Here is a 21,479-nt window from a genome sequence, read left to right on the forward strand (position 1 = left end):
CCATGCGCCTCCTGAGCCTGCACCTCGAGCGCTACGGCGCCTTCACCGACCGGACGCTCACCTTCCGGCCGGATGCCCGGCTCCACGTGGTGCTCGGGGCCAACGAGGCCGGCAAGAGCACGGCGCTGGCGGCCGTGACCGACCTGCTCTTCGGCTTCGGCAAGTCGACCGCCTACGCCTTCCGGCACGACATGCCGCTCCTGCGGATCGGCGCCGAGATCGCCGCCTCGGACGGACGGCGCCTCGCCTTCCGCCGCCGCAAGGGCAATGCCCGGACCCTGATCGACGGGCAGGACGCACCCCTGCCGGACGATGCCCTCGCCCCCTTCCTCGGCGGCCTCAGCCGCCCGGTCTTCTGCCGCGCCTTCGGCCTCGATGCCGAGGCCCTGCGCCAGGGGGGCAAGGAGATGGTCGATGTGGAGGGCGAGGTCGGCGCCAGCCTATTCGCCGCCGGATCCGGCCTGCGGGGGCTGACCGAGCTCCAGTCTCGCCTCGACGGCGAGGCGGAGGCGATCTTCACCACCCGCAAGGCTGGGCACCGCACCTTCTATCAGGCCCTCGACCGCTGGCAGGAGTTCCGCAAGGCCGAGCGCGAGACCGGTATCTCCACCGTCGACTGGCGCCAGCTCAACGAGGCCATCGACGCGGCCGGCGCCGAACTCGATCGCCTCCGGGCCGAGCGCGGTCGCCTTGCCACCGCCCGGGCGAAGCTGGAGCGGCTGAAGCGGGCCGGGCCGGTCCTCGCCGAGATCGACGCTCTGGAGGCGCGCCTCGCCGAGGATTTTGCGGCCGAGTCGTCCTTCGCTGCCGAAGCCGACGGCGCCTGGGTCGCCCGCTTCGGGGAGGCCCTTTCCGAATGCCGGGCGGCGGAGGCCGACGGCGTCCGCGCCCAGGCGACCCTCGCCCGCGCCCGGGCCGAGGTCGATGCCCTGCCGCCGGTCGCGCCCCTCGCGGCGCGGGCGGAAGAGATCCTGGAGGCGTTCCGCGGGATCGACCGCTTCGAGAAGGACGGGACCGACCTCGCCCGGCTGCACGGCGAGGCCGACCGGGCCGCGCAGGCCCTGGACCGCCTCTGCGCCCGGGTCGGGGTGCGGGATCGCGGCGCCCTGGCCAAGGCCCTGCCCACCGATGCCGCCCGGGCCCGGATCGAGCGCCTCGTGCGCGAGGGCCGCGCCCTCGACGCTGCCGAGGTCCAGGCCGCCCGCGAGGCCGACACCGCCGGGGCGGAGCGGGATCGCCTGATCCGCGAGGAAGAGGCGGCGGGCGCCCTCCTCGATCCGGCCCCCTTGCGCGAGATGATGCGTCCCTTCGGGCGCCTCCGCGAGACCATCGCCCGGCACCGGGAGTTCGAGGACGGGATCCGCCGGGCGGGCGATCTTCTCCGGGACCGGGCCGGGCGCCTGTCCCCCGCCATCGCCGACCCCGCTTTCCTGGCCCGGGCCCCGCTGCCCTCCGCCGAGGCCGTCGGCCGCTTCCAGGCGCTCCTCGACGAAGCGGCCCGGGAGCGGGCTCGGGCCGCCGACCGCCTCGCCGCCGCCCGCCGGCGGGTTGCGGAGATCCGCTTCCGTCTGGACGAGCGTGAGGCCGAAGGCCCCGTGGCGACGCAGGAGCGCCTCGACGCCCTGCGTCGCGCCCGGGCCGACGCCTTCGCGCCCCTCCGCGACGCCCTGCTGTCCGGTGCAGCCGCCGCGCCCGGCGACGTCGCCACCTACGAGCGGGCGGTGGAGGCCGCCGACCGCCTCGCCGACGCCCGCGCCTCCGACGCGGCCCGGGTGGCGGCCCACGCCAACGATCAGCACCGCCTGACCGCGGCGCTCGCCGACCAGGGGGAGGAGGAGCGGGCCCTGGACGAGGCCGAGGCGCAGGTCGCCGAGGGCGAGGCCGCGTGGCAGGAGGCGTGGCGGGAGACGGGCGTTCGCCCCGGTCCGCCCGTGGAGATGGCCCGCTGGATCGCCGAGGCGCAGGCGGTGATCGGGGCGGAGCAGGACCTCGCCGAGGAGCGGATCGCCCGCGACCGGCTGGCCGAGCAGATCGCCGCGGCGGCCGGGCCCCTGGCGGCCCTCTGTGAGAGGGCCGGGCTGGCGGTGCTGCCGGGCCTCGACCCGGCGGCGATGCTCGACCTCCTTGAAGGGCATCTCGCCGCCCTCGGGACGCGGTGGGAGGCGGCGCGGGAGGCGATCGGCCGCCTCGCCGCGGCCCGGCAGGCGGCGGAGCGCCAGCAGGCGGCCCTTGCCGAGACGGCGGCCCGGCGGGCGGTCTGGCGGGAGGCGTGGAGCGGTGCCATGGCGGACCTCGCCTTGCCCGGCACCGCCGGCCTGGAGGAGGCGGAGGGCGCCCTGGCGGCCTGGCGCGAGGTGCCCCAGGCCCTGGCGCAGCATGGCGACCTCACCCGCCGGGTGAGGGGCCTCGTCCGCGACCGGGACCAGTTCCAGGCCGCCTCGACCACCCTCATCGCCGACCTCGCCCCCGACCTCGCGGACATGTCGCCGGGGGCGGGGATCCGCACCCTGCACAACCGCCTGGAGGCGGCCCAGGCCGAAGCCGTGCGCCGGGTGGAACTGACGCGGCTGCGGGACGCCGCCGGACACGCATCGGACGAGGCGGCCCGCATGGCGCAGGCGGCCCGGGACCGGCTTGCCGCCCTGGTGGCGGAGCGCCTGCCCGAGGCCGGATCTGGCACCCTCGATGACCTGGCATCCCTGCATGCGCGCCTCGACGCCCGGCAGCGCCTCAGGGCGGACCTCGCCCGGCTGCGGGGACGGGACCTCGGCGCGGCCGGGGAGGGCCTGCCCGAGGCGGACCTGCGGGCCGGCCTCGCCGAGACGCCCCCGGAGGCCATCGAGGCCGGGCTCGCGGCCCTGGCCGCCGAGGCCGAGGCGGTGGAGGACACCAGCCGGAAGGTCTATTCCGACCGGGAGCGGGACCTCGCCCGCCGGGCCGAACTCGAAGGTGGAACCGGTGCGGAGGTGGCGCTGGCCGAGCGCAAGGCGGCCGAAGCGCAGATGCAGGAGTCGGCCCGCTCCTGGGCGGTGCTGCGCCTCGCCGGGCTGATGCTCGGCGCGGCTGTCGCCCGGCACCGGGCGGGACAGCAGGATCCGATGCTCGCCCGGGCCGGCGTCCTTTTCGCGCGCCTCACCGGCGGCGCCTTCGAGGGCCTGGCCCAGAGCTATGACGAAGCCGACACCCCCCGCCTCGTGGGCCGGCGGGCCTCGGGCGAGGCCGGGGGCGGCCTCGTGGGAATCGAGGCCATGAGCGAGGGCACCCGGGACCAGCTCTACCTCGCCCTGCGTCTCGCCCATCTCGAGGACTATGCCGGACGGGCCGAACCGGCCCCCTTCGTCGGCGACGACCTGTTCTCGACCTTCGACGATGCCCGCACCGCCCACGGCCTCGAAACCCTCGCCGAGATCGGCGGTTCGGTACAGCCGATCTTGTTCACCCATCACCGCCACGTGGCCGACATCGCGACGGCACGCCTGGGCAACGCCGTGGACGTGCTGACGCTGTAGGGCCGGAGGCGGCGGACTTCCGCTGACCTCCTCCGCAACCTGAGAACCGGTTCCCCCCCACCCTTTCCCTCATCCTGAGGTGCCTGCGCCAGCGGGCCTCGAAGGAGGTTTCGAGAAAACCCGGCGATCCCTGGAGCCCTCTTTCGAGGCGGCTTCGCCGCACCTCAGGATGAGGTTGGGGCGGGATAAGCCCGGCTTATCGGCCAGATCGTCAGGATCAGGCCTGGAGGTGCGATTCGCCTTCGGACAAGTGTTTTGCCGGCTTCTGCCCTGCATTGACCCGTAGAACGCTGCCACGGATCACCGAATCGAAGCCATAAATCTCGCATATCGGCCGTGAGCCGGCTTATCAAAACTTGCAACGCGCGATCCAATAGTGCGACGCTCGTGCACGGTGTCACAGAACATTCAAAAATCAACCATACATCTTCCGTCGGCTTCGCTTTGCGAGACGGGTGGCGGGACGGTGTGGGAGGTGTGGCCTCCGAACCGGTCGCCGTCCGGGCCGATATCCGCGCAGCGGGTGGGCCGGTGGCCCGTCGCCGCCGCCTGAGGGAAGGTTTCGAGACTTGGCTATCGGATTGGACAGCCGGGATTCCTCCCGGGAGGGTGCGCTCGGCGCGGCCCTCGACCGCGATGGGGTTGCGCGGGCCTACGGGCGCTGGGCCCCCATCTACGACCTGGTCTTCGGACCGGTCTTCGCCCGGGGCCGCAGCCTCGCCGCCTCGGCGGCGGAGCGCGTCGGCGGCCGGGTGCTCGAGGTGGGCGTCGGCACCGGCCTCTCGCTGCCGGCCTACGCCAAGTCCCGCAGCGTCATGGGGATCGATATCTCTGCCCCGATGCTGGAGAAGGCCCGGGCCCGGGTGCAGCGCCTCGGCCTGCGCAACGTCGAGCGGCTCGCGGTGATGGATGCCGAGCGCCTCGAGCTGCCCGACCAGTCCTTCGACGTGGTGGTGGCGCAATACGTGGTCACGGCGGTCCCGAACCCGGAGGTCGCCTTGGACGAATTCGCCCGCGTGCTCCGGCCCGGCGGCGAGATCATCATCACCAGCCGCATCGGCGCGGAGCGTGGCCTGCGCCGGACGATCGAGCACGCCCTCGCCCCCATCACCAGCCGGCTCGGCTGGCGCACGGAGTTCCCGTGGGCCCGCTACACGACCTGGGCGGCGTCCGCCCCGGGCATCGAGATCGTGGAGCGGCGCGAACTGCCCCCGCTCGGGCACTTCTCCCTCATCCGCATGCGCAAGACCGCCTGACCGGCGGTCACCTTCCCTTCAGCGACGACGACACGGAGTTTCGACCCATGGCCAGCTTCCGGGAAGCGCTGCGCATCCAGCGCTGGGACGACCATCGCTACTACCATCACAACCTGATCAACCAGAGCCTGCATATGGTGAGCGCCATCTGCTTCCTGGTGGCCTATGTTTTGGCGTTCAAGGATCCGGCCAAGGCGGCCCTGGTTGGCTGGCTGCTGGCCATGACCAGCCGTCAGGCGGGGCACCTGTTCTTCGAGCCGAAGGGCTACGACCACGTCAATCAGGCGACCCACGAGCACAAGGAAGAGATCAAGGTCGGCTACAACCTTCAGCGGAAGATCGTGCTTCTCTCGATCTGGGTCCTGTGCCCGGCGCCGCTGTACTTCGACCCGACCTTCTTCGGGCTGCTCAACCCGGCGCAGGATTTGAGCGGCGTGCTGCACAATGTCGGCTGGATCTGGCTGTGGCTGGCCATCGGTGGCCTGCTCTTCCGCGTCGGCCAGCTCTGGATCCAGCAGAGCGCGATGACCGGCGTGGTCTGGGCGACGAAGATCCTCACCGACCCCTTCCACGACATCAAGCTCTATCACCGGGCGCCGCTCAAGCTCCTGCAGGGCGAACTGATCGACGAGGAAGAGCAGGCCGAACACCACGCCTGATCGGCCCATCGTCCGACCCGCGCCCTCTCTCCCGGTCCGCCGGGGGAGGGGGCGCGCTGCGTTGGGGGCTCGGCGTGCACACCGAGTCCCGTACCTTCATCGCTGCGCACGCAACGACGGGAATGCAACCCGCGCCGTCATCGCGAAAGGAGTGAAGCGACCCAGGGCAGCGGGCCGCCTCCCGATGGGGCGTGTCCCTGGATTGCTTCGCTTCGCTCGCAATGACGAATGCGACACGCAGGGCGTCACCCCCGCGGCGGAAGACCGAAGCGCACCCGCGCCGCTTCCTTCAGCACCGACCGGCGAATCGCCTTGTTGGTGGTCTCCGGCCCGTCCCACCAGCCGTCGGCCTTCATCGCCGCGCAGGCGGCCACGAAGCGGTCGGCCACCGCGGCGAAATCGGAATCGGTGTAGGCGAGGCTGAAGATCAGCCGGCCGGTCCCGACCCACGACAGGTGAAGCCCCGCCGCCCGCATGTAGAATTGCAGCATCCAGTTATAGCGGGACGGCCGCGTATAGAGCACCGTCCAAACGGTCGAGAAGTTGGCGACCCGCACGGGCAGGTTCTCCGCCTCCAGGCGCTGATTCAGGGCGGCGGCCCGGCCGTCCCAGGTGGCGTCGAGCCCCCGGTAGAGGGCTTCCACCTCCGGCGTTTCCAACCGATCGAGGAAGGCGCTCATGGCGCCCATCACCTGCGGGTGGGCGTTGAAGGTGCCGCGGGCGAAGCAGATGTCCACCGGCCGATCCGCCCGGAAGCGGCGCATCAGGTCGGCCCGGCCGCAGAGCACGCCGACAGGCAGGCCGCCACCCAGGGTCTTGCCGTAGGTCACGAGATCAGCGCGCACGTTGAAATACTCCTGCGCGCCCCCCTTCGCGAGGCGGAAGCCCAGGAAGACCTCGTCGAGGATCAGCACGATGCCGCGCTGGGTGCAGACCTCCCGCAGGCGGGCGAGCCATTCCGCGTAGGCGTTCCGGTCGAAATGCGCGCTGCGGCTGCTGTCGATCAGGGCCGAATCGGAGGGGGCGCCGGCATTGGGATGCATCGCCTGCAGCGGGTTCACGAGGACGCAGGCCACGTCCCTTCGGGTGGCAAGGACATGGAGCGTCCGTTCCGACATCTCGGAGAGGGTCAGCGTGTCGTTGGCAGCGACGGGGTTGCCGATCCCCGGCTGCACGTCGCCCCACCAGCCGTGATAGGCACCGCAGAAGCGCACGATCCGCCGCCTGCCCGTGTGATAGCGGGCGAGGCGCACCGCCTGCATCACGGCCTCGGTGCCGGACATGTGGAAAGACACCTCGTCGAGGCCGGACAGGGCCCGCAGCCGGGTGACATTGCCGGCCACGACCGGATGCAGGGAGCCGAGCACCGGGCCGAGGTCGGCGACCCGGGCCGCCCCGTCCTCCATGCAGCTGCGGTAGAAATCGACCCCGAACAGGTTCACGCCGTAGGAGCCTGCGAGGTCGTAGAAGATGTTGCCGTCGAGATCGGTGACGGTCACCCCGTTGGAGGCCGCCATGAACGCCCCCGCGCCGAGATTCGACCGCACGGGCTCTGCGAACTGGAACGGCACCCGGTAGAGGCCGGTGAATTGCAGGTCCGACAGGCCGGGGCGAACGGCGTCCGTCTCGGCCCGGCTCTTCGCAAACCGGGTGCGGAACAGCTCCGACAAGCGGGCGAAGGCGGCTTCCCGCGCCGCGGCCACCGTCTCCGGCGCGTCGTCGGCGCGGAAGAACTGTCGCGAATCGTAGGCATAAGCCGGGATCTGCCGGGCGATTCGCCTCGCCATCCGGGCATGGCCGGTGAGCGAGGGATGTTTGGCCCGGGACAGCTGAAGGCGCCGCACGGCCGGGGGCAGGGCAAGGGCGACCGCCGCGGCGGCCGACAGGGATGTGAGAAGCGCGTCCATAGCGGTCGCGGCTAACGGGAACGGTTCACGGTATGATGACGCTTCGTTCGGCGCTGGGCCGCATCGGCGCCCAGGAGGATCTGAACTTCCTCCTCACCAACCGGCTGCCCCGCCGCCTCGCGACGCGGGCGATGGGGTGGATCAGCCGGATCGAGCAGCCCCTCGTCCGCGACGCCTCCATCGGCCTCTGGCGGCTGTTCTGCGACGTCGATCTCGCCGACGCGAAAGAGGAGCGCTTCGCGAGCCTGCACGCCGCCTTCGTGCGCGAATTGCGCCCCGGTGCCCGGCCGGTCGCTCAGGATCCATCCGTCCTCGTCAGCCCGTCGGATGCGCTGCTCGGCGCCCACGGCACCGTCGCCGCCGGCCAAGTGCTGCAGGTGAAGGGCAGCCCTTACCGCCTCGCCGACCTGCTGCAGGATGAAGCCCTCGGCCGGGCCCACGAGGGCTGCGCCTATGCGACCCTGCGTTTGACGGCCGGGATGTACCACCGCTTCCACGCCCCCGCGGACCTCGCGGTCGAATCCGTGCGCCATCTCTGGGGCGACACCTGGAACGTGAACCCGATCGCCCTGAAGCGGGTCGAAGCCCTGTTCTGCCGCAACGAGCGCGCCGTGATCCGGGTGCGCCTCGGGGATGGCGCGGCCATGACCCTGGTGCCGGTGGCGGCGATCCTCGTGGCGGGGCTGAAGCTCAGCTTCCTGCGGGAGGGCGGCGACCTCCGTGCCACGGGGGGGCGGACGCTGCCCTGCACGGCGAGGCTGTCGAAGGGCGCGGAGATGGGCTGGTTCGAGCACGGCTCGACCATCGTGGTCCTGGCCCCGCCCGGCTACACCCTCGACCCTACCTTGTGCGAGGGCGCGCGGCTGCGCATGGGCGAGCCGCTGCTGCGGGCGCCGGCGACGGCGCGGGGCAAGGATCTTGGTGACGTGAGATGAGTGAACCCCGCTACGCGATCTATGCCCTGCCGGAGTCGGGTTCGGCGCTGGACGCCTTCGGCCGGGCGGTGCTCGGCATCGACAACGTGACGGGCGAAGCCGTCCCTCATCCCGAGGGACTGACGGATCTCGCCGCCGTCACGGTCGCCCCCCGCGTCTACGGCTTCCACGCCACCCTGAAGGCGCCGATGCGCCTTGCGCCCGGCCGCACGGAGGCCGAGCTCCTGGCCGAGGCGCAGCGTCTGGCGGCCGCCCACCCGCCGGTCGCCGTCGGCGCACTCGCCGTCGTGGCGCTCGGCCGCTTCATTGCCCTGGTGCCGGTGGCGCCGCCGCCCGCCCTGGGCCTGCTGGCGGCCGAATGCGTCGCCGCCCTCGACTCGCTGCGGGCACCCCTGAACGAGGCCGAGCGGGCCAAGCGCCGGCCCGAGCGGCTGAGCCCCCGGGGCCGGGCACTCCTCGACCGATGGGGCTACCCTCATGTGTTCGAGGAGTTCCGCTTCCACATGACCCTCACCGATGCCCTGCCCGACGACGAACTGGAGGGCTGGCGGTCGCGCCTCGCGGCCGCCTTCGCCGGAAGTGGCGCCGGGCCCCTGACGATCACCTCGCTGGGCCTCCTGCGGCAGGACGCGGGCGCGCCGTTCCGCCTGCTGGCCCGCATCCCTTTCGGAGACGGACATGGCTAAGTCCTTGAGCGAGAGCCCGACCGTCGATCCGAGTGCGCGGGTGACCGCCTGCCGGCTCGGGCGCTACACGGAGATCGGCGCCCGCACCCGCCTGACCGAGACCGAACTCGGCGACTATTCCTACATCGTCGAGGATGGGGAGGTGATCTACACGACGGTGGGCAAGTTCACGTCCATCGCCGCCAGCGTGCGCATCAACCCCGGCAACCATCCGATGGAGCGGCCAAGCCAAGCGCATTTCACCTATCGCGCCCGGGCCTACTGGCCCGACGAGGCGGACGAGGACGCGTTCTTCGACCGCCGCCGGGCGAGTCCGGTGACCATAGGCCACGATGTCTGGATCGGCCACGGCGCGATCATCCTGCCAGGCCGCACCGTCGGGACCGGGGCGGTGATCGGGGCGGGGTCCATCGTCACCCGGGACGTGGCCCCCTACACCATCGTCGTCGGAAACCCGGCGCGGCCCGTGCGCGGGCGGTTCCCGGTGGACATCGCCGAACGGCTCCAGCGCCTCGCATGGTGGGACTGGGACCACGAGCGCCTCCGCCGGGCCCTGCCGGATTTCCGCAGCCTCGCCATCGAGGAGTTCCTGGAGCGTCACGGCGGATAGGGGCGGCGGCACTCCCCCGCCGTCATTGCGAGCGAATCGATGCCATCCAGAGCAGCGGGGCGTGTCAGGACAAGGCACATCCCTGAATTGCTTTGCTGCATTCGCGATGACGGGTGAGAGTGGTGAACGGCGGAAATACTTCGCCGGCAATTGTCATCCAACCGTCGTCCAAGCTGTGTCTACGGGACCGAGCCACCCGCGGGTCTCCGAATGCTCGTCATCGAAAACCTGACGCGCCAGTATGGTGATCGCCGCGCCTTGGACGGCGTCTCCCTGCGCATCGAGCCGGGGAGCTTCGTCGGGGTGATCGGCCGGTCAGGCGCCGGCAAATCCACCCTTTTGCGCCTGCTCAACCGCTTGGCGGAGCCGACCTCCGGACGGATCCTCCACGGGACCACGGACGTCACCGCCCTCAGGGGCCGCCGTCTGCGCGACTGGCGGGCCCGCTGTGCGATGATCTTCCAGCAGTTCAACCTCGTCGGCCGTCTGGACGTGATGACCAACGTCCTGATGGGCCGGCTGAGCCACGTGCCGAGCCATCGCTCGCTCCTGCGGATGTGGTCCGAGGCCGACCGGGCCATGGCGCTCGCGGCCCTGGATGGGTTCGACATGGGGCAGTTCGCGGCCATCCGGGCCGACCAGCTCTCCGGCGGCCAGCAGCAGCGGGTCGCCATCGCCCGCGCCCTGGTCCAGGAGCCGGAGATCATCCTGGCCGACGAGCCGGTCGCGTCCCTCGACCCTCGCAACACCCGTCTCGTGATGGATGCCCTGGCGGACGTGAACAAGCGCTACGGCATCACCGTGGTCTGCAACCTCCATTCGCTGGATCTCGCCCGGGCCTATTGCGACCGCCTCGTGGGCCTCGTCGCCGGGCGCGTCGTGTTCGACGGGCGCGGCTTCGATCTCACCGAGGACGTGGCCCGTCGCCTCTATGGCCTCGAAGCGGGGGAGGTGCTGGACGACGAGCCCGCCGCCCCGGCGCTGCGCCCCCTTCCCGCCTGCCCGATCCGCGAGGCCGCGATCGGCGCCTGAGACGGCAACCCGGCCGCCGGATGCCGGCGCCGGTCCCGAGGAAACGCCCCGTCACGACCCCGGACGAGACCGGGGCGCCGACCTGCGAACGGACGACCTGCGAACGGAGATGAGCATGATCACGAGACGGACCCTGGCCGGCGCCGCCCTGGCGCTCGGGCTTCTCGGCGGCGCGGCCCATGCGGGCGACGACTGGAAGGCGCAGTATCCCGAACTGACCCTGGGCGTGATCCCGGCCGAGAACGCCTCCGGCACGAGCGACCGCTACGGCCCCCTCGCCGATTACCTCACCAAGGCCATCGGCGTGCCGGTGAAGCTGCGGATCGCCAACGATTACGCTGCGGTGATCGAGGGTCAGCGGGCCGGGAACATCCAGATCGCCTTCTACGGCCCGGCCTCCTTCGCTCGGGCGGTGATGACCGGCGTGAAGATCGAGCCCATCGTCAACCAGAAGCACCAGACCGGCGCCTCGGGCTATTACTCGGTGATCTACGTGAAGGCCGACAGCCCCTACAAGACCATCGAGGATCTGAAGGGCAAGAACCTCGCCCTCGTCGATCCGAACTCCACCTCCGGCAATCAGGCGCCGCGCTTCTTTCTGAAACGGGCCGGCTACGAGGTCGACAAGTTCTTCGGCAAGACTTTCTTCGCCGGCAGCCACGAGAACGCCGTCCTCGCCCTGACCCAGGGTACGGCCGACGCTGCGGCGAACCTCTGGAACACCGAAGACGACACCATGGTCACCCGGATGGCCGCCAAGGGCCTCTTGAAGAACGCCGACGGCAGCCCGATGAAGCAATCGGACTTCCGGGTGGTGTTCAAGTCCGACTTCCTGCCCGAAGGCCCGTTCGCGATGCTGGAGAGCCTCCCGGCCGATCTGAAGACGAAGATCCGCACCGCCTTCGAGGACTTCGCCAAGAACGACAAGGCTGCCTTCGACAAGCTTTCCGACGGCAAGGACAAGGGTCTGACCCCGGTCACCCTGAAGGATTACCAGCCGATCATCGACATGCTGCGCTTCAACGACGAGCAGCGGCGGAAGTCGTAAGTCTCTGCCAGCCTTCGTTCCATCCTGAGGTGCCCGCTCAAACACGCACCTCAGGATGGGGCCTTCGAGGCCTACGCGCCACGCCGGTCCAGCGCGCGTTTCCCTGGATTGCTTTGCTCCGCTTGCAATGACGGAAAAGGATTCGAGAATGTGGTGCCGGAGCCGAGACCGATGAGCGAGCCTTGCGCCGCCTGACGCCCCTTCCGCCGCAGCGGGCCGCGGATCTGGTCGGCCGCTATGCCGCCGAACGGGCCGTTGCCCGGCGCCGGATGCTCGCCAGCCTCGCCGTCCTGGCCGTGCTGCTGGTGCTGGCCTCCTACGCCGCCGAAGTGCGTCCCCTCGTCCTGGCCGGCAATATCGGGAAGTTCACGGCCTATCTCGGCCAGATCATGCCGGTGCTCCGGCCCGATCACCTGGGGACGGATCTGGCCGAATGGTACTGGGGCCTGCCGAAATGGCTGTCCCTCCTCGGCGAGACCCTCCTGATGGCCTATCTCGGCACGCTGCTCGGGGCGGTGGGCGGATTCGTCCTGTGCTTCGTCGCGGCGGGCAACCTTGTGAAGAGCCCCGCCATCCGGTTCGCGGCCAAGCGGTATCTTGAGATCTGCCGCACGGTGCCGGAGATCGTCTTCGCCCTGATCTTCGTCATCGCCTTCGGCCTCGGCCCGATGGTCGGCGTGCTGGCCCTGGCGATCCACACGACGGGGGCGCTCGGCAAGCTGTTCTCGGAGGTCGTCGAGAACATCGACATGAAGCCCGTCGAGGGCTTGACCGGGACGGGGGCGAGCTGGGTCGAGATAGTGCGCTTCGCCGTGCTGCCGCAGGTCCTGTCGAACTTCGCGAGCTATGCGCTCCTGCGCTTCGAGATCAACGTCCGTGGGGCCGGGGTAATGGGCTTCGTCGGCGCGGGCGGGATCGGGCAGGAACTCCTCGTGGCGATCCGCAACTTCTATTATTCGGACGTGAGCGCGATCCTCCTGATGATCGTGCTCACCGTCTTCGCCATCGATCTCGGCACCGAGAAGTTGCGCCATCGTCTCATCGACGGGGAGGGCGAGCGATGACGGAGCGTCCCGCCGCGAGCTTGCGTGAGGCGGCCCTGGCCGATCTCGACGCCCTGCGCGCCCGGCATCCCGACCAGTTCCGCACAGACTGGTCGGAGCGGCTTCGGGGGGCGGCCGTCCTCGCCGGGATCGCCGGCCTCACCGCCTACGGATTGTGGACCCTCGATTTCTCTCTGGCGCGGATCTTCCACGGGCTCGGGCGCCTCGGCGGGTTCGCCCTGGAGATGTTTCCGCCGAGTGCCGCCGGACGCTTCGGTGTCTTCCTCCACGCCCTGGCCGAAACCCTCGGCATCGCCTTCCTCGGCACGCTGACGGCGGCGCTGTTCGCCTTTCCGGTGGCTTTCCTGGCGGCGCGGAACGTGGTGCCGAACCCCTTCGCCCGTTTCGCCGTCCGTCGCGGCCTCGACGTGATGCGCTCCGTCGATGTGCTGATCTGGGCGCTGATCTGGATCAACGTCGTCGGCCTCGGCCCCTTTGCCGGGGCGCTCGCCATCGCGTGCTCGGATTTCGGCGCCTTCGGCAAGCTGTTCTCCGAGGCGATCGAGACCTGCGACCGCAGGCCCGCCGAGGGCGTGCTGGCGTCGGGGGGCTCGTCGCTCCACCGGATCCGCTTCGGGCTCATTCCCGGCGTGCTGCCGGTTCTGGCGAGCCAGGTCCTGTACTTCTTTGAGTCCAATACCCGCTCGGCGACGATCATCGGCATCGTCGGCGCGGGGGGCATCGGCCAGTATCTCACCGAGCTGATCCGCGTGCTGGAACTGCAGCAGGTCGCCTTCCTCGTCCTGATGATCCTCGTGACCGTTGCGGCGATCGACTGGATCTCGGGGCGCCTGCGCCGGGCCATCATCGGCGGCAGCCGTTGATGGCGATGGCCGCGGCCCCGGGAGGAATGGCCGGCGATGGGCGACGGGGCTCCTATTGCATCGATCCAGACGAAGGCTTCAGCCGTGTCTGGAAAAATTGATGCAAAAACAGGGATCTAGGGCAGGGGCGCATGAACGGAGTGAGTGCGTCACTGCACTAGAGCGCTTCCTGTGATCCTTGGATCACTCCCCCCACGGTCATTGCGAGCGAAGCGACCCTGGAATCCGCACCATCCTGAGAGGTCCCGCAGCCCTGGATTGTTTCGCTTCGCTCACAAAGACGGAGAGGCGGCACCGGAACGGAGGCGATCCAACGCTTCCCGAAAATGGGCTAGCTGCCCACCACGAGTTCCACCCGGTCGGCGGCGAAGACGGCGCGGTTGGCCTGCACGGGGAGGCCTTCGCCATCGACGTTGACGCTGGAGACCACGATGACCGCTCGCCCGGGCGTGAGGTCGAGCCGTACGGCCTCGGCGGGTTCCGCCATACGGGCGCGGATGCGCGTCGAGAGCCTTGTGTAGTCGGGCACGCCGCAGGCGGCCAGGGCCCGGGTGATCGAGCCAGAGGTCTCGTAGGCCCCCGCGAAGCCGGCGAAGCGGGGCAGGGGGAGCCATGTCCGGGCCGTCGAAAGCGGGACGCCGTCCGCCCGGTGCACGGTGACCAATTCGAGGAGTGGCGCGCCCTCGGGCACCGCCAGCATCGCCGCCACCTCGGGGCTCGCGGCGCCCTCGCTCTGGGAGATGAGGTCACCCCAGGGCTCCCGGCCGGCGCCGGTCACGATCTCGGAGAAGCGGGTCCGCCGGCCGATCGGATAGGCGAGGGGCGGCACCTCCACGAAGGTGCCCCGCCCCTGGCTGGCCCGCACGAGCCCACGCTCCGCCAGGGCGGCCAGGGCCCGGCGCACGGTGTGGCGGTTTACGGCGAAGCGCACTGCCAGCGCGGCTTCGGTGGGGAGTTGCGCGCCCTGGGCCAGTTGGCCCGCGGCGATTTCCCCTTCCAGCGCGTCCGCGATCTGCCGCCACGCCGCCAAGCCCTCGCCCCGGCGCAACGCTTCGATCAGCTCGCTCACCCGTCCTCCCACGCAACCTGCCGCGACGGCGTCATACAAACTTCATTTGCTCTGCCGGCGCTAGTTGTCTACATATCTAGACAACATCGGAGGCGACGATGGCGGTGACAGATCAGGGATCACAGACGCAGGCCCGCAGGGCCGTGATGGCCCTGTGCGCCGCGGCGACGGGCCAGGAACTCGCCACCGCCCTGGCCGGACTCGCCGCGCCGGGGGCCGAGGACATCCGCGCGCCGGAGATCGGCCTCGTGATGGCCACGGGCCGGATCGGCGGGGATGGGCGGCCCTTCAACCTGGGCGAAGTTAGCGTCACCCGCGCCGCGGTACGGCTGGCGGATGGGCGCACCGGGTTCGCCTATCATCTCGGCCGCGACCGCGCCCGCGCCCGCCGTGCGGCGATCCTCGATGCCCTCTGGCAGGGGGAGGCGGACCGGCCGGGCGTCGAGGAGGCGCTTGCCCCGGTGGCCCGGCGGGCGGCGGCGGACGCCGCCGCTCAAGCCCGTCGCACGGCCGCAACGCGGGTCGATTTCCTGACCCTCGCCCGCGGGGAGGACTGACATGCTCCGTGCCGGCTTCCGCGACCCTGTTCACGAGTCCCAGGGCGTCTTCCGCGCCGTGCTCGACGCCCTTGCGCGGCCGGGTACGATCCATGCCATCCCCGCCCGGCTCGACCCGCCCGCGCCGCTGACGCCGGAACTCGCCGCAATTGCCCTGGCGCTGACGGACGGCGACACGCCGGTCTGGCTCGATCCGGCCCTGGCCGCCGGGCACGATGTCGCCGCCTACCTTCGCTTCCACACGGGTGCACCCACCACCGCGGATCCCGCCCGGGCGGCCTTCGCCCTCGTGCGGGAGGCGGAGCGGTGTCCGCCCCTCGCCGACTTCGCGGCGGGCACGCCGGCCTATCCCGATACTTCCACCACCCTGGTCCTCGCCCTCGACCGGATCGAGGCCGGGCCGGGGCTGCGCCTGACGGGCCCGGGTATCCGCGGCGCGGCGGAGCTTGCCCTGGCGCCCCTGCCCCCGGGCTGGCCGGCGGCTTTGCGCGAGAACCATGCCGGGTTTCCCCTCGGCGTCGATATCCTCCTCGCCGCGCCCGGGCGTCTCGCCGGGCTGCCGCGCTCGACCGCCGTGGAGGGCTGAGCCATGTACGTGGCCGTGAAGGGCGGCGAGGCCGCCATCGACAACGCCCACCGGCTCCTCGCCGAGGTTCGCCGGGGCGATCCGGCGGTGCCGGACCTCACCGTTGCGCAGATCCGCGAGCAGATGGCCCTCCTCGTGGACCGGGTGATGGCCGAGGGTTCCCTGAACGATCCCGATCTTGCGGCCCTCGCCCTCAAGCAGGCGCGGGGCGACGTGGTCGAGGCGGTGTTCTTGGTGCGGGCGTTCCGCACCACCTTGCCGCGCTTTGGCGCCTCGGTCCCCCTCGAGACCGGCCGGATGACCCTGTCCCGGCGAATCTCCGCGACGTTCAAGGACCTGCCGGGCGGGCAGGTGCTGGGGCCCACCTTCGATTACACGCACCGCCTCGTGGATTTCGGCCTCGCCGAGGGGGAGCAGCTCGAGCCGGCGGCGGAGGCCGAGCCCCGGGAGGATGCCGCTGCGACCCCGCGGGTGACCGACCTCCTCGGCAGGGACGGGCTGATCGAGCCGTCTCCGCAGGACGACGGCACGCCGCTCGGGGACATCACCCGCGAACCCGTGGATTTTCCCTGTGACCGCTCGACGAGGCTCCAGGCCCTGGCGCGGGGGGACGAGGGCTTCATCCTGGCGCTGGGCTACTCAACCCAGCGCGGCTACGGGCGCACCCACCCCTTCGTCGGCGAGGTCCGCGTCGGGACCGTCGCGGTCGAGTTCGTGCCGGAGGAGCTGGGCTTCCCCGTGCTCCTCGGGACTATGCAGGTCACCGAGTGCCAGATGGTCAACCAGTTCAAGGGCTCCCGCGAGGTGCCGCCACAATTCACCCGGGGCTACGGGTTGGTCTTCGGCCAGAGCGAACGCAAGGCGATGGCCATGGCCCTCGTCGATCGGGCGCTCCGGGCGAGCGAGCTCGGCGAGCCCCTGGCGAGTCCGGCCCAGGATCAGGAATTCGTGCTCGCCCATTGCGACAGCCTCCAGGCGACCGGCTTCGTCGAGCACCTGAAGCTGCCCCATTACGTCGACTTCCAGGCCGAGCTGGAACTGGTCCGGCGGATGCGCGCCGAGGCCGAAGATAAGCGGGAGGCCGCGGAATGAGCGACGCACGCACCTTTGGGACGGACGCCCACCCTTCTCCCCGCCTGCGGGGAGAGGGCCGCGATGACCTCGTCGTCGGCGCGGCAAGCCCGAAGGGCGATGGTGAGGGAGGCGCGGTGGGCGGCGCTTTCTCCGGAGAGCTCCCTCACCCCCGGCTGCCGCCTCTTTTCGCCGACGACGATGTCGGCAAAACCCTCTCCCCGCAGGCGGGGAGAGGGGACGCCGCCTACAACTTCGCCTACCTGGACGAAGGCACCAAGCGGATGATCCGCCGGGCCTTGCTCAAGGCGGTCGCGGTGCCGGGCTATCAGGTGCCCTTCGCCTCCCGCGAGATGCCGATGCCCTATGGGTGGGGCACGGGCGGCGTGCAGGTGACCGCGGCGATCCTCGGCCGGTCGGACGTGCTCAAGGTCATCGACCAGGGGGCCGACGACACGACGAACGCCGTCTCGATCCGCCGCTTCTTCGCCAAGACCGCCGGGATCGCCACCACGACCCGCACGGGGGAGGCCACGGTGATCCAGACCCGCCACCGCATCCCCGAGACGCCCCTGACCGAGGGCCAGACCCTCGTCTACCAAGTGCCGATCCCCGAGCCGCTCCGCTTCCTCGAACCCCGCGAGACCGAGACCCGGCAGATGCACGCCCTGGCCGAATACGGCCTGATGCATGTGAAGCTCTACGAGGACATCAGCCGCCACGGGCACATCGCCACGACCTACGCCTACCCGGTCGAAGTGGCCGGGCGCTACGTCATGGATCCGTCGCCGACGCCGAAGTTCGACAACCCCAAGATGGACGATTGCCCGGCGCTCCAGCTCTTCGGGGCGGGCCGCGAGCGGCGGATCTATGCCGTGCCGCCCTATACCCGGGTCCGCAGCCTCGATTTCGAGGACCACCCGTTCACAGTGCAGAGCTTCGACCGGCCCTGCGCCCTGTGCGGGGCGGAGGGCCACTACCTCGACGAGGTGGTCACCGACGATGCCGGCGGCCGGATGTTCATCTGCTCGGACACCGATGCCTGCGAGACCCGCCGGGAGGGTGCGCAATGACCCCGCTGCTCTCGGCCCACGGGCTCACCAAGACCTACGGTCCCCGCATCGCCTGCGCGGGCGTCGATCTCGACATCACGGAGGGGGAAGTCCTGGCGATCGTCGGGGAATCGGGCTCCGGCAAGTCGACCCTGCTGTCGATGCTTGCCGGGGAACTCGCGCCGGATGCCGGCGAGATCCGTTACCGCGACCGGGAGGGCCGGGTGCGGGCCCTCGGGGCGATCGGCCCCGCCGAACTCCGGTCCCTGGCGCGGACCGATTGGGGATTCGTCCGGCAGGACGCGGCGCAGGGTTTGCGCATGGCCGTGTCGGCCGGCGGCAATGTCGGCGAGCGGCTGATGGGGCTCGGGGAACGCCATTACGGCAACATCCGCGCCTGCGCCCTCGACTGGCTCGACCGGGTGGAGATCGCCGCCGACCGGATCGACGACCCGCCGACCCGCTTCTCGGGCGGCATGCGTCAGCGGCTCCAGATCGCCCGCAACCTCGTCACCGCGCCCCGCCTCGTGCTCATGGACGAGCCGACCTCCGGCCTCGACGTGTCGGTGCAGGCGCGGCTGCTCGACTTGATCCGCCGGCTGTCGGGGGAACTCGGGCTGGCGGTGGTCATCGTGACCCACGACCTCGCCGTGGCGCGGCTCCTGTCGCACCGCATCGCCGTGATGCGGGCGGGACGGGTGGTCGAGACCGGGCTGACCGATCAGGTGCTCGACGATCCGGCCGACGCCTACACCCAACTCCTCGTCTCCTCGGTGCTCGCCGCATGACCGCCGCCCTCGAATTCCGCGACGTCGCCAAGAGCTTCACCCTGCACCTGCGCGGCGGCGCCGTGCTGCCGGTGATCGCCGGTGCGAACTTCTCCGTCGCCCCGGGGGAATGCGCTGTGCTCTGGGGGCCTTCGGGCACCGGCAAGTCCTCGCTCCTGCGCATGGCCTACGGGAACTACCGCTGCGACACGGGGGCGATCCTCGTCCGCGACGGCGCACGGGTGGTGGACGTGGCCACGGCCGCGCCCCGGGAGGTGCTGGCACTCAGGGCGCGCACCATGTCCTACGTCTCGCAATTCCTGCGGGTGATCCCCCGGGTCTCGGCCCAGGACGTGGTGGAGGCGGCGGGCCGCGAAGGGGGCCTGTCGGAGGGGGAAGCGCGCGACCGAGCGGGCGATCTCCTCTTCCGGCTCAACCTGCCCGAGCGGCTGTGGGACCTACCGCCGGCGACCTTCTCCGGGGGCGAGCAGCAGCGGGTCAACATCGCCCGCGGCCTCATCGCGCCCCGCCCGGTGCTGCTCCTCGACGAGCCGACCGCCTCCCTCGACGGGCAGAACCGCGCCGTCGTGGCGGAGCTGATCGAGGAACGCCGGGCGGCCGGCGCGGCGATCCTCGGCATCGTCCATGACGCCGCCATGCGTGAGGCGATCGGCGGACGGATCATCGACGTCACGCGGTTCGGCACCGCCCGGGCGGCATGACAGGACGAGGAAGAGGGGACGGGAGTCCGATGCAGAATTTCGTGATCGAGAACGCCACCCTCGTCCTGCCCGACCGGGTGCAGCACGGCTGGCTGGCGGTGGCGGACGGGCTCATCGCGGAGATCGGCGAGGGCCGTGCGCCGGAGCGCGGCCTCGATATCGGCGGCGATCACCTGATCCCCGGCCTCGTCGAGTTGCACACCGACCATCTGGAGAGCCATTACGCCCCCCGGCCGAAGGTGCGCTGGCATCCCCTGGGCGCGGTGCTGGCCTATGACGCGCAAATCGCGGCCTCGGGCATCACCACGGTGTTCGATTCCCTCCGGGCGGGCAGCGACCCGGACGGCAGCGGCCTGGGCTCCGAACTCGACGCCCTGGCCTCCGCCATCGACACCGCCCGGCGGGGTGACCTGCTCCGGGCCGAGCACCGCACGCATCTGCGCTGCGAGTTGCCCTCGGCGGACGTGCTGCCGACCGTCGAGTCGTTCAGCGCCCGCCACGCCATCGACCTGATCTCGCTGATGGACCACACGCCGGGGCAGCGGCAGTTCCGGGACATCGGCAAGTACGAGACCTACGCCACCCGTGGCGGGCGCTCCCTCGACGAGATCCGGACGGCCACGGCCCGCAAAATCGCCGAGGGTACCGCCCTCAACGCCGCCAACCGGCCGGCCCTGGTGGCCCTCGCCCGGTCCAGGGGCATCCCCCTGGCGAGCCATGACGACACGACGCTCGCCGATGTCGACCTCGCCGCGGGTGAGGGCGTGGCGCTCGCCGAATTCCCCACCACCCGCGAGGCGGCGGAGGCCGCCCATGGGCGCGGCATTACCGTCATGATGGGGGCGCCGAACCTGCTCCGGGGCGGCTCGCATTCGGGCAACGTCGCCGCGCACGACCTCGCCGAGGCGGGCTTCCTCGACATCCTGTCCTCCGACTACGTCCCGGCGAGCCTCGCCATGGCGGCCTTCCTCATCCCCGAACGGGTGCCGGGCATTGGCCTGTCGGCGGCGATCGCCACGGTCACGGCCAACCCTGCCCGCGCCACCGGCCTCACCGACCGGGGCGAGCTGCGGGAGGGCCTACGCGCCGACCTCGCCCGCGTGCGACTCGCCGACGGACTGCCGGTGATGCGCGAAGTCTGGCGGGCCGGGATCCGGATCGTCTGATGGCCTTCGTCCTCGTCGTCGGCCCGAGCGGCGCGGGCAAGGACACCCTGATCCGCCGGGCCAGGTCGGATCTGGCGGGCGATCCCCGCTTCGCCTTTCCAAGGCGCCTCGTGACGAGGCCGCCCTCCGCCGACGAGGACAACGTGCCGCTCACGGCGGAGGCGTTTTCCGCGATGGCGGCGGAGGGGCGCTTCGCCCTCTCCTGGCAGGCCCACGGGCTGGGCTATGCCCTGCCCGAGGAGGCGGGGCGGCTCGCCCGCGACGGTTGTGGTGTCGTCTGCAACGTGTCCCGGCGGGTCGTCGAGGAGGCGCGGGTGCGCTTTCCGGGCACGGTGGTGGTGGAGATCACCGCGCCGCCGGATGTCCTGGCCCGGCGGCTCGCGGCACGGGGGCGGCCCGAGGACGGCAACCTCGCCGCACGCCTCGCCCGGACCGGGCCCGTCGTGCCGGATCTGACCATCGACAATTCCGGGCCGCCGGAGGAGGGCGCCAGACTACTGATTCAATTCTTGCGTGATCTTCAGGGCGGCAAATAAGCGGAACCGTATTCTGACGTTCACCGTTGCTGGGCACCTGTGATTGCAAGGAGCCCACCATGCGTCTGTTCGTCCCCGCCGCCGCCCTTCTCCTCGCCGGCCTGACGCCGCACTTCGCCGCCGCCCAGACCACCGTCATCGAGCGCGACCGCCCCGACGCCGTCGTGGTCGACCGCCCGTCCACCGAGCGCAAGACCGTCGAGACCCGCGAGAGCAGCGACGGCTGCTCGTCCAAGACCGTCCGCAAGACCAACGACATGGGCGACAGCAAGACGGTCACCAAGGAAAGCTGCGACTGATCCAGTCTTCCTCTCGCGAGGTAGATTGTCGTCAGATCGCGCCCACCGACACCCTCATCCTGAAGTGCCCGCGTCAGCGGGCCTC

Annotated in this window: 21 protein-coding genes; 19 read left to right on the plus strand and 2 right to left on the minus strand. The window is 71.1% G+C overall.

All coding sequences use genetic code 11. The features are described from left to right. The first annotated feature begins 2 nt into the window (after positions 1-2). The 3 genes from MFF22_RS24710 (at position 3) to MFF22_RS18645 (ending at position 5,424) form a co-directional block, all read left to right on the plus strand. Positions 3-3,509, plus strand: a complete 3,507-nt coding sequence (locus tag MFF22_RS24710) for a YhaN family protein (RefSeq protein ID WP_283206192.1) — start codon at positions 3-5, stop codon at positions 3,507-3,509. Between the two features lie 569 nt (positions 3,510-4,078). Continuing rightward, positions 4,079-4,765, plus strand: coding sequence for a class I SAM-dependent methyltransferase (locus MFF22_RS18640; protein ID WP_238250749.1), 687 nt, complete (start codon positions 4,079-4,081; stop codon positions 4,763-4,765). Between the two features lie 47 nt (positions 4,766-4,812). Next, positions 4,813-5,424 (plus strand): hypothetical protein, encoded by a 612-nt coding sequence (locus MFF22_RS18645; RefSeq protein WP_238250751.1) that lies wholly within the window; start codon positions 4,813-4,815, stop codon positions 5,422-5,424. A 245-nt stretch (positions 5,425-5,669) separates the two neighbouring features. On the opposite strand, the gene MFF22_RS18650 is transcribed toward MFF22_RS18645, so the two are convergent. Continuing rightward, positions 5,670-7,331, minus strand: a complete 1,662-nt coding sequence (locus tag MFF22_RS18650) for an aminotransferase class III-fold pyridoxal phosphate-dependent enzyme (RefSeq protein ID WP_238250754.1) — start codon at positions 7,329-7,331, stop codon at positions 5,670-5,672. A gap of 35 nt (positions 7,332-7,366) precedes the next feature. On the opposite strand from MFF22_RS18650, the gene asd reads away from it, so the two are divergent. The 7 genes from asd to phnE (MFF22_RS18685) all read left to right on the plus strand — a co-directional run bounded on the left by asd (position 7,367) and on the right by phnE (MFF22_RS18685) (position 13,569). Further along, positions 7,367-8,266 carry an archaetidylserine decarboxylase gene (gene asd, locus MFF22_RS18655; protein WP_370877502.1) on the plus strand — a complete coding sequence of 300 codons (900 nt, stop codon included), beginning with the start codon at positions 7,367-7,369 and terminating at the stop codon, positions 8,264-8,266. After that, entirely contained in the window at positions 8,263-8,952 is a 690-nt protein-coding gene (locus MFF22_RS18660; RefSeq protein ID WP_238250772.1) for a DUF1045 domain-containing protein, read from the plus strand. The genes asd and MFF22_RS18660 overlap by 4 nt, the downstream gene beginning before the upstream one ends. Continuing rightward, positions 8,945-9,562 (plus strand): DapH/DapD/GlmU-related protein, encoded by a 618-nt coding sequence (locus tag MFF22_RS18665; protein ID WP_238250774.1) that lies wholly within the window; start codon positions 8,945-8,947, stop codon positions 9,560-9,562. The genes MFF22_RS18660 and MFF22_RS18665 overlap by 8 nt, the downstream gene beginning before the upstream one ends. Positions 9,563-9,772: 210 nt before the next feature. Next, entirely contained in the window at positions 9,773-10,594 is an 822-nt protein-coding gene (phnC, locus tag MFF22_RS18670; protein WP_238250776.1) for a phosphonate ABC transporter ATP-binding protein, read from the plus strand. A 115-nt stretch (positions 10,595-10,709) separates the two neighbouring features. Next, complete coding sequence (gene phnD / locus MFF22_RS18675; RefSeq protein WP_238250778.1) at positions 10,710-11,642, plus strand: phosphonate ABC transporter substrate-binding protein; 933 nt, start codon at positions 10,710-10,712, stop codon at positions 11,640-11,642. Between the two features lie 182 nt (positions 11,643-11,824). Beyond that, the gene (phnE, locus tag MFF22_RS18680; RefSeq protein WP_238250781.1) at positions 11,825-12,706 is read left to right on the plus strand and encodes a phosphonate ABC transporter, permease protein PhnE; all 882 of its coding nucleotides are present in this window, start codon (positions 11,825-11,827) and stop codon (positions 12,704-12,706) included. Then, positions 12,703-13,569 (plus strand): phosphonate ABC transporter, permease protein PhnE, encoded by an 867-nt coding sequence (gene phnE, locus MFF22_RS18685; protein WP_238250782.1) that lies wholly within the window; start codon positions 12,703-12,705, stop codon positions 13,567-13,569. Before phnE (MFF22_RS18680) ends, phnE (MFF22_RS18685) begins: the two co-directional genes overlap by 4 nt. 331 nt (positions 13,570-13,900) lie before the next feature. Here the strand turns inward: phnE (MFF22_RS18685) and phnF are convergent, their stop codons facing one another. Next, a complete protein-coding gene (phnF, locus tag MFF22_RS18690; protein ID WP_238250784.1) occupies positions 13,901-14,638 on the minus strand; it encodes a phosphonate metabolism transcriptional regulator PhnF in 738 nt (245 codons plus the stop codon). Between the two features lie 98 nt (positions 14,639-14,736). Here phnF and phnG point away from each other — a divergent pair, with 98 nt between their 5' ends. From phnG to MFF22_RS18735, 9 genes are read left to right on the plus strand one after another with little or no spacing between them, the layout of a single operon-like run. Then, a complete protein-coding gene (phnG, locus tag MFF22_RS18695; RefSeq protein ID WP_238250786.1) occupies positions 14,737-15,195 on the plus strand; it encodes a phosphonate C-P lyase system protein PhnG in 459 nt (152 codons plus the stop codon). A 1-nt stretch (position 15,196) separates the two neighbouring features. Next, positions 15,197-15,781, plus strand: coding sequence for a phosphonate C-P lyase system protein PhnH (gene phnH / locus MFF22_RS18700; RefSeq protein ID WP_238250787.1), 585 nt, complete (start codon positions 15,197-15,199; stop codon positions 15,779-15,781). A 3-nt stretch (positions 15,782-15,784) separates the two neighbouring features. Further along, a complete protein-coding gene (locus MFF22_RS18705; RefSeq protein ID WP_238250790.1) occupies positions 15,785-16,873 on the plus strand; it encodes a carbon-phosphorus lyase complex subunit in 1,089 nt (362 codons plus the stop codon). Further along, on the plus strand, positions 16,870-17,925 hold the full coding sequence (locus MFF22_RS18710; protein WP_283206193.1) for an alpha-D-ribose 1-methylphosphonate 5-phosphate C-P-lyase PhnJ: 1,056 nt from the start codon (positions 16,870-16,872) through the stop codon (positions 17,923-17,925). Before MFF22_RS18705 ends, MFF22_RS18710 begins: the two co-directional genes overlap by 4 nt. After that, entirely contained in the window at positions 17,922-18,692 is a 771-nt protein-coding gene (gene phnK / locus MFF22_RS18715) for a phosphonate C-P lyase system protein PhnK (protein ID WP_238250792.1), read from the plus strand. The genes MFF22_RS18710 and phnK overlap by 4 nt, the downstream gene beginning before the upstream one ends. Then, positions 18,689-19,393, plus strand: a complete 705-nt coding sequence (phnL, locus tag MFF22_RS18720) for a phosphonate C-P lyase system protein PhnL (protein WP_238250794.1) — start codon at positions 18,689-18,691, stop codon at positions 19,391-19,393. Before phnK ends, phnL begins: the two co-directional genes overlap by 4 nt. A 29-nt stretch (positions 19,394-19,422) precedes the next feature. Further along, positions 19,423-20,559, plus strand: a complete 1,137-nt coding sequence (locus MFF22_RS18725) for an alpha-D-ribose 1-methylphosphonate 5-triphosphate diphosphatase (protein WP_238250796.1) — start codon at positions 19,423-19,425, stop codon at positions 20,557-20,559. Then, positions 20,559-21,095 (plus strand): phosphonate metabolism protein/1,5-bisphosphokinase (PRPP-forming) PhnN, encoded by a 537-nt coding sequence (gene phnN, locus MFF22_RS18730; RefSeq protein ID WP_238250798.1) that lies wholly within the window; start codon positions 20,559-20,561, stop codon positions 21,093-21,095. The genes MFF22_RS18725 and phnN overlap by 1 nt, the downstream gene beginning before the upstream one ends. Positions 21,096-21,154: 59 nt before the next feature. Beyond that, complete coding sequence (locus MFF22_RS18735) at positions 21,155-21,394, plus strand: hypothetical protein (RefSeq protein ID WP_238250800.1); 240 nt, start codon at positions 21,155-21,157, stop codon at positions 21,392-21,394. The last annotated feature ends 85 nt before the right edge of the window (positions 21,395-21,479 follow it).

Origin of the sequence: Methylobacterium persicinum, from assembly GCF_022179525.1 — a bacterium.
Classification (GTDB): Bacteria; Pseudomonadota; Alphaproteobacteria; order Rhizobiales; family Beijerinckiaceae; genus Methylobacterium; species Methylobacterium persicinum.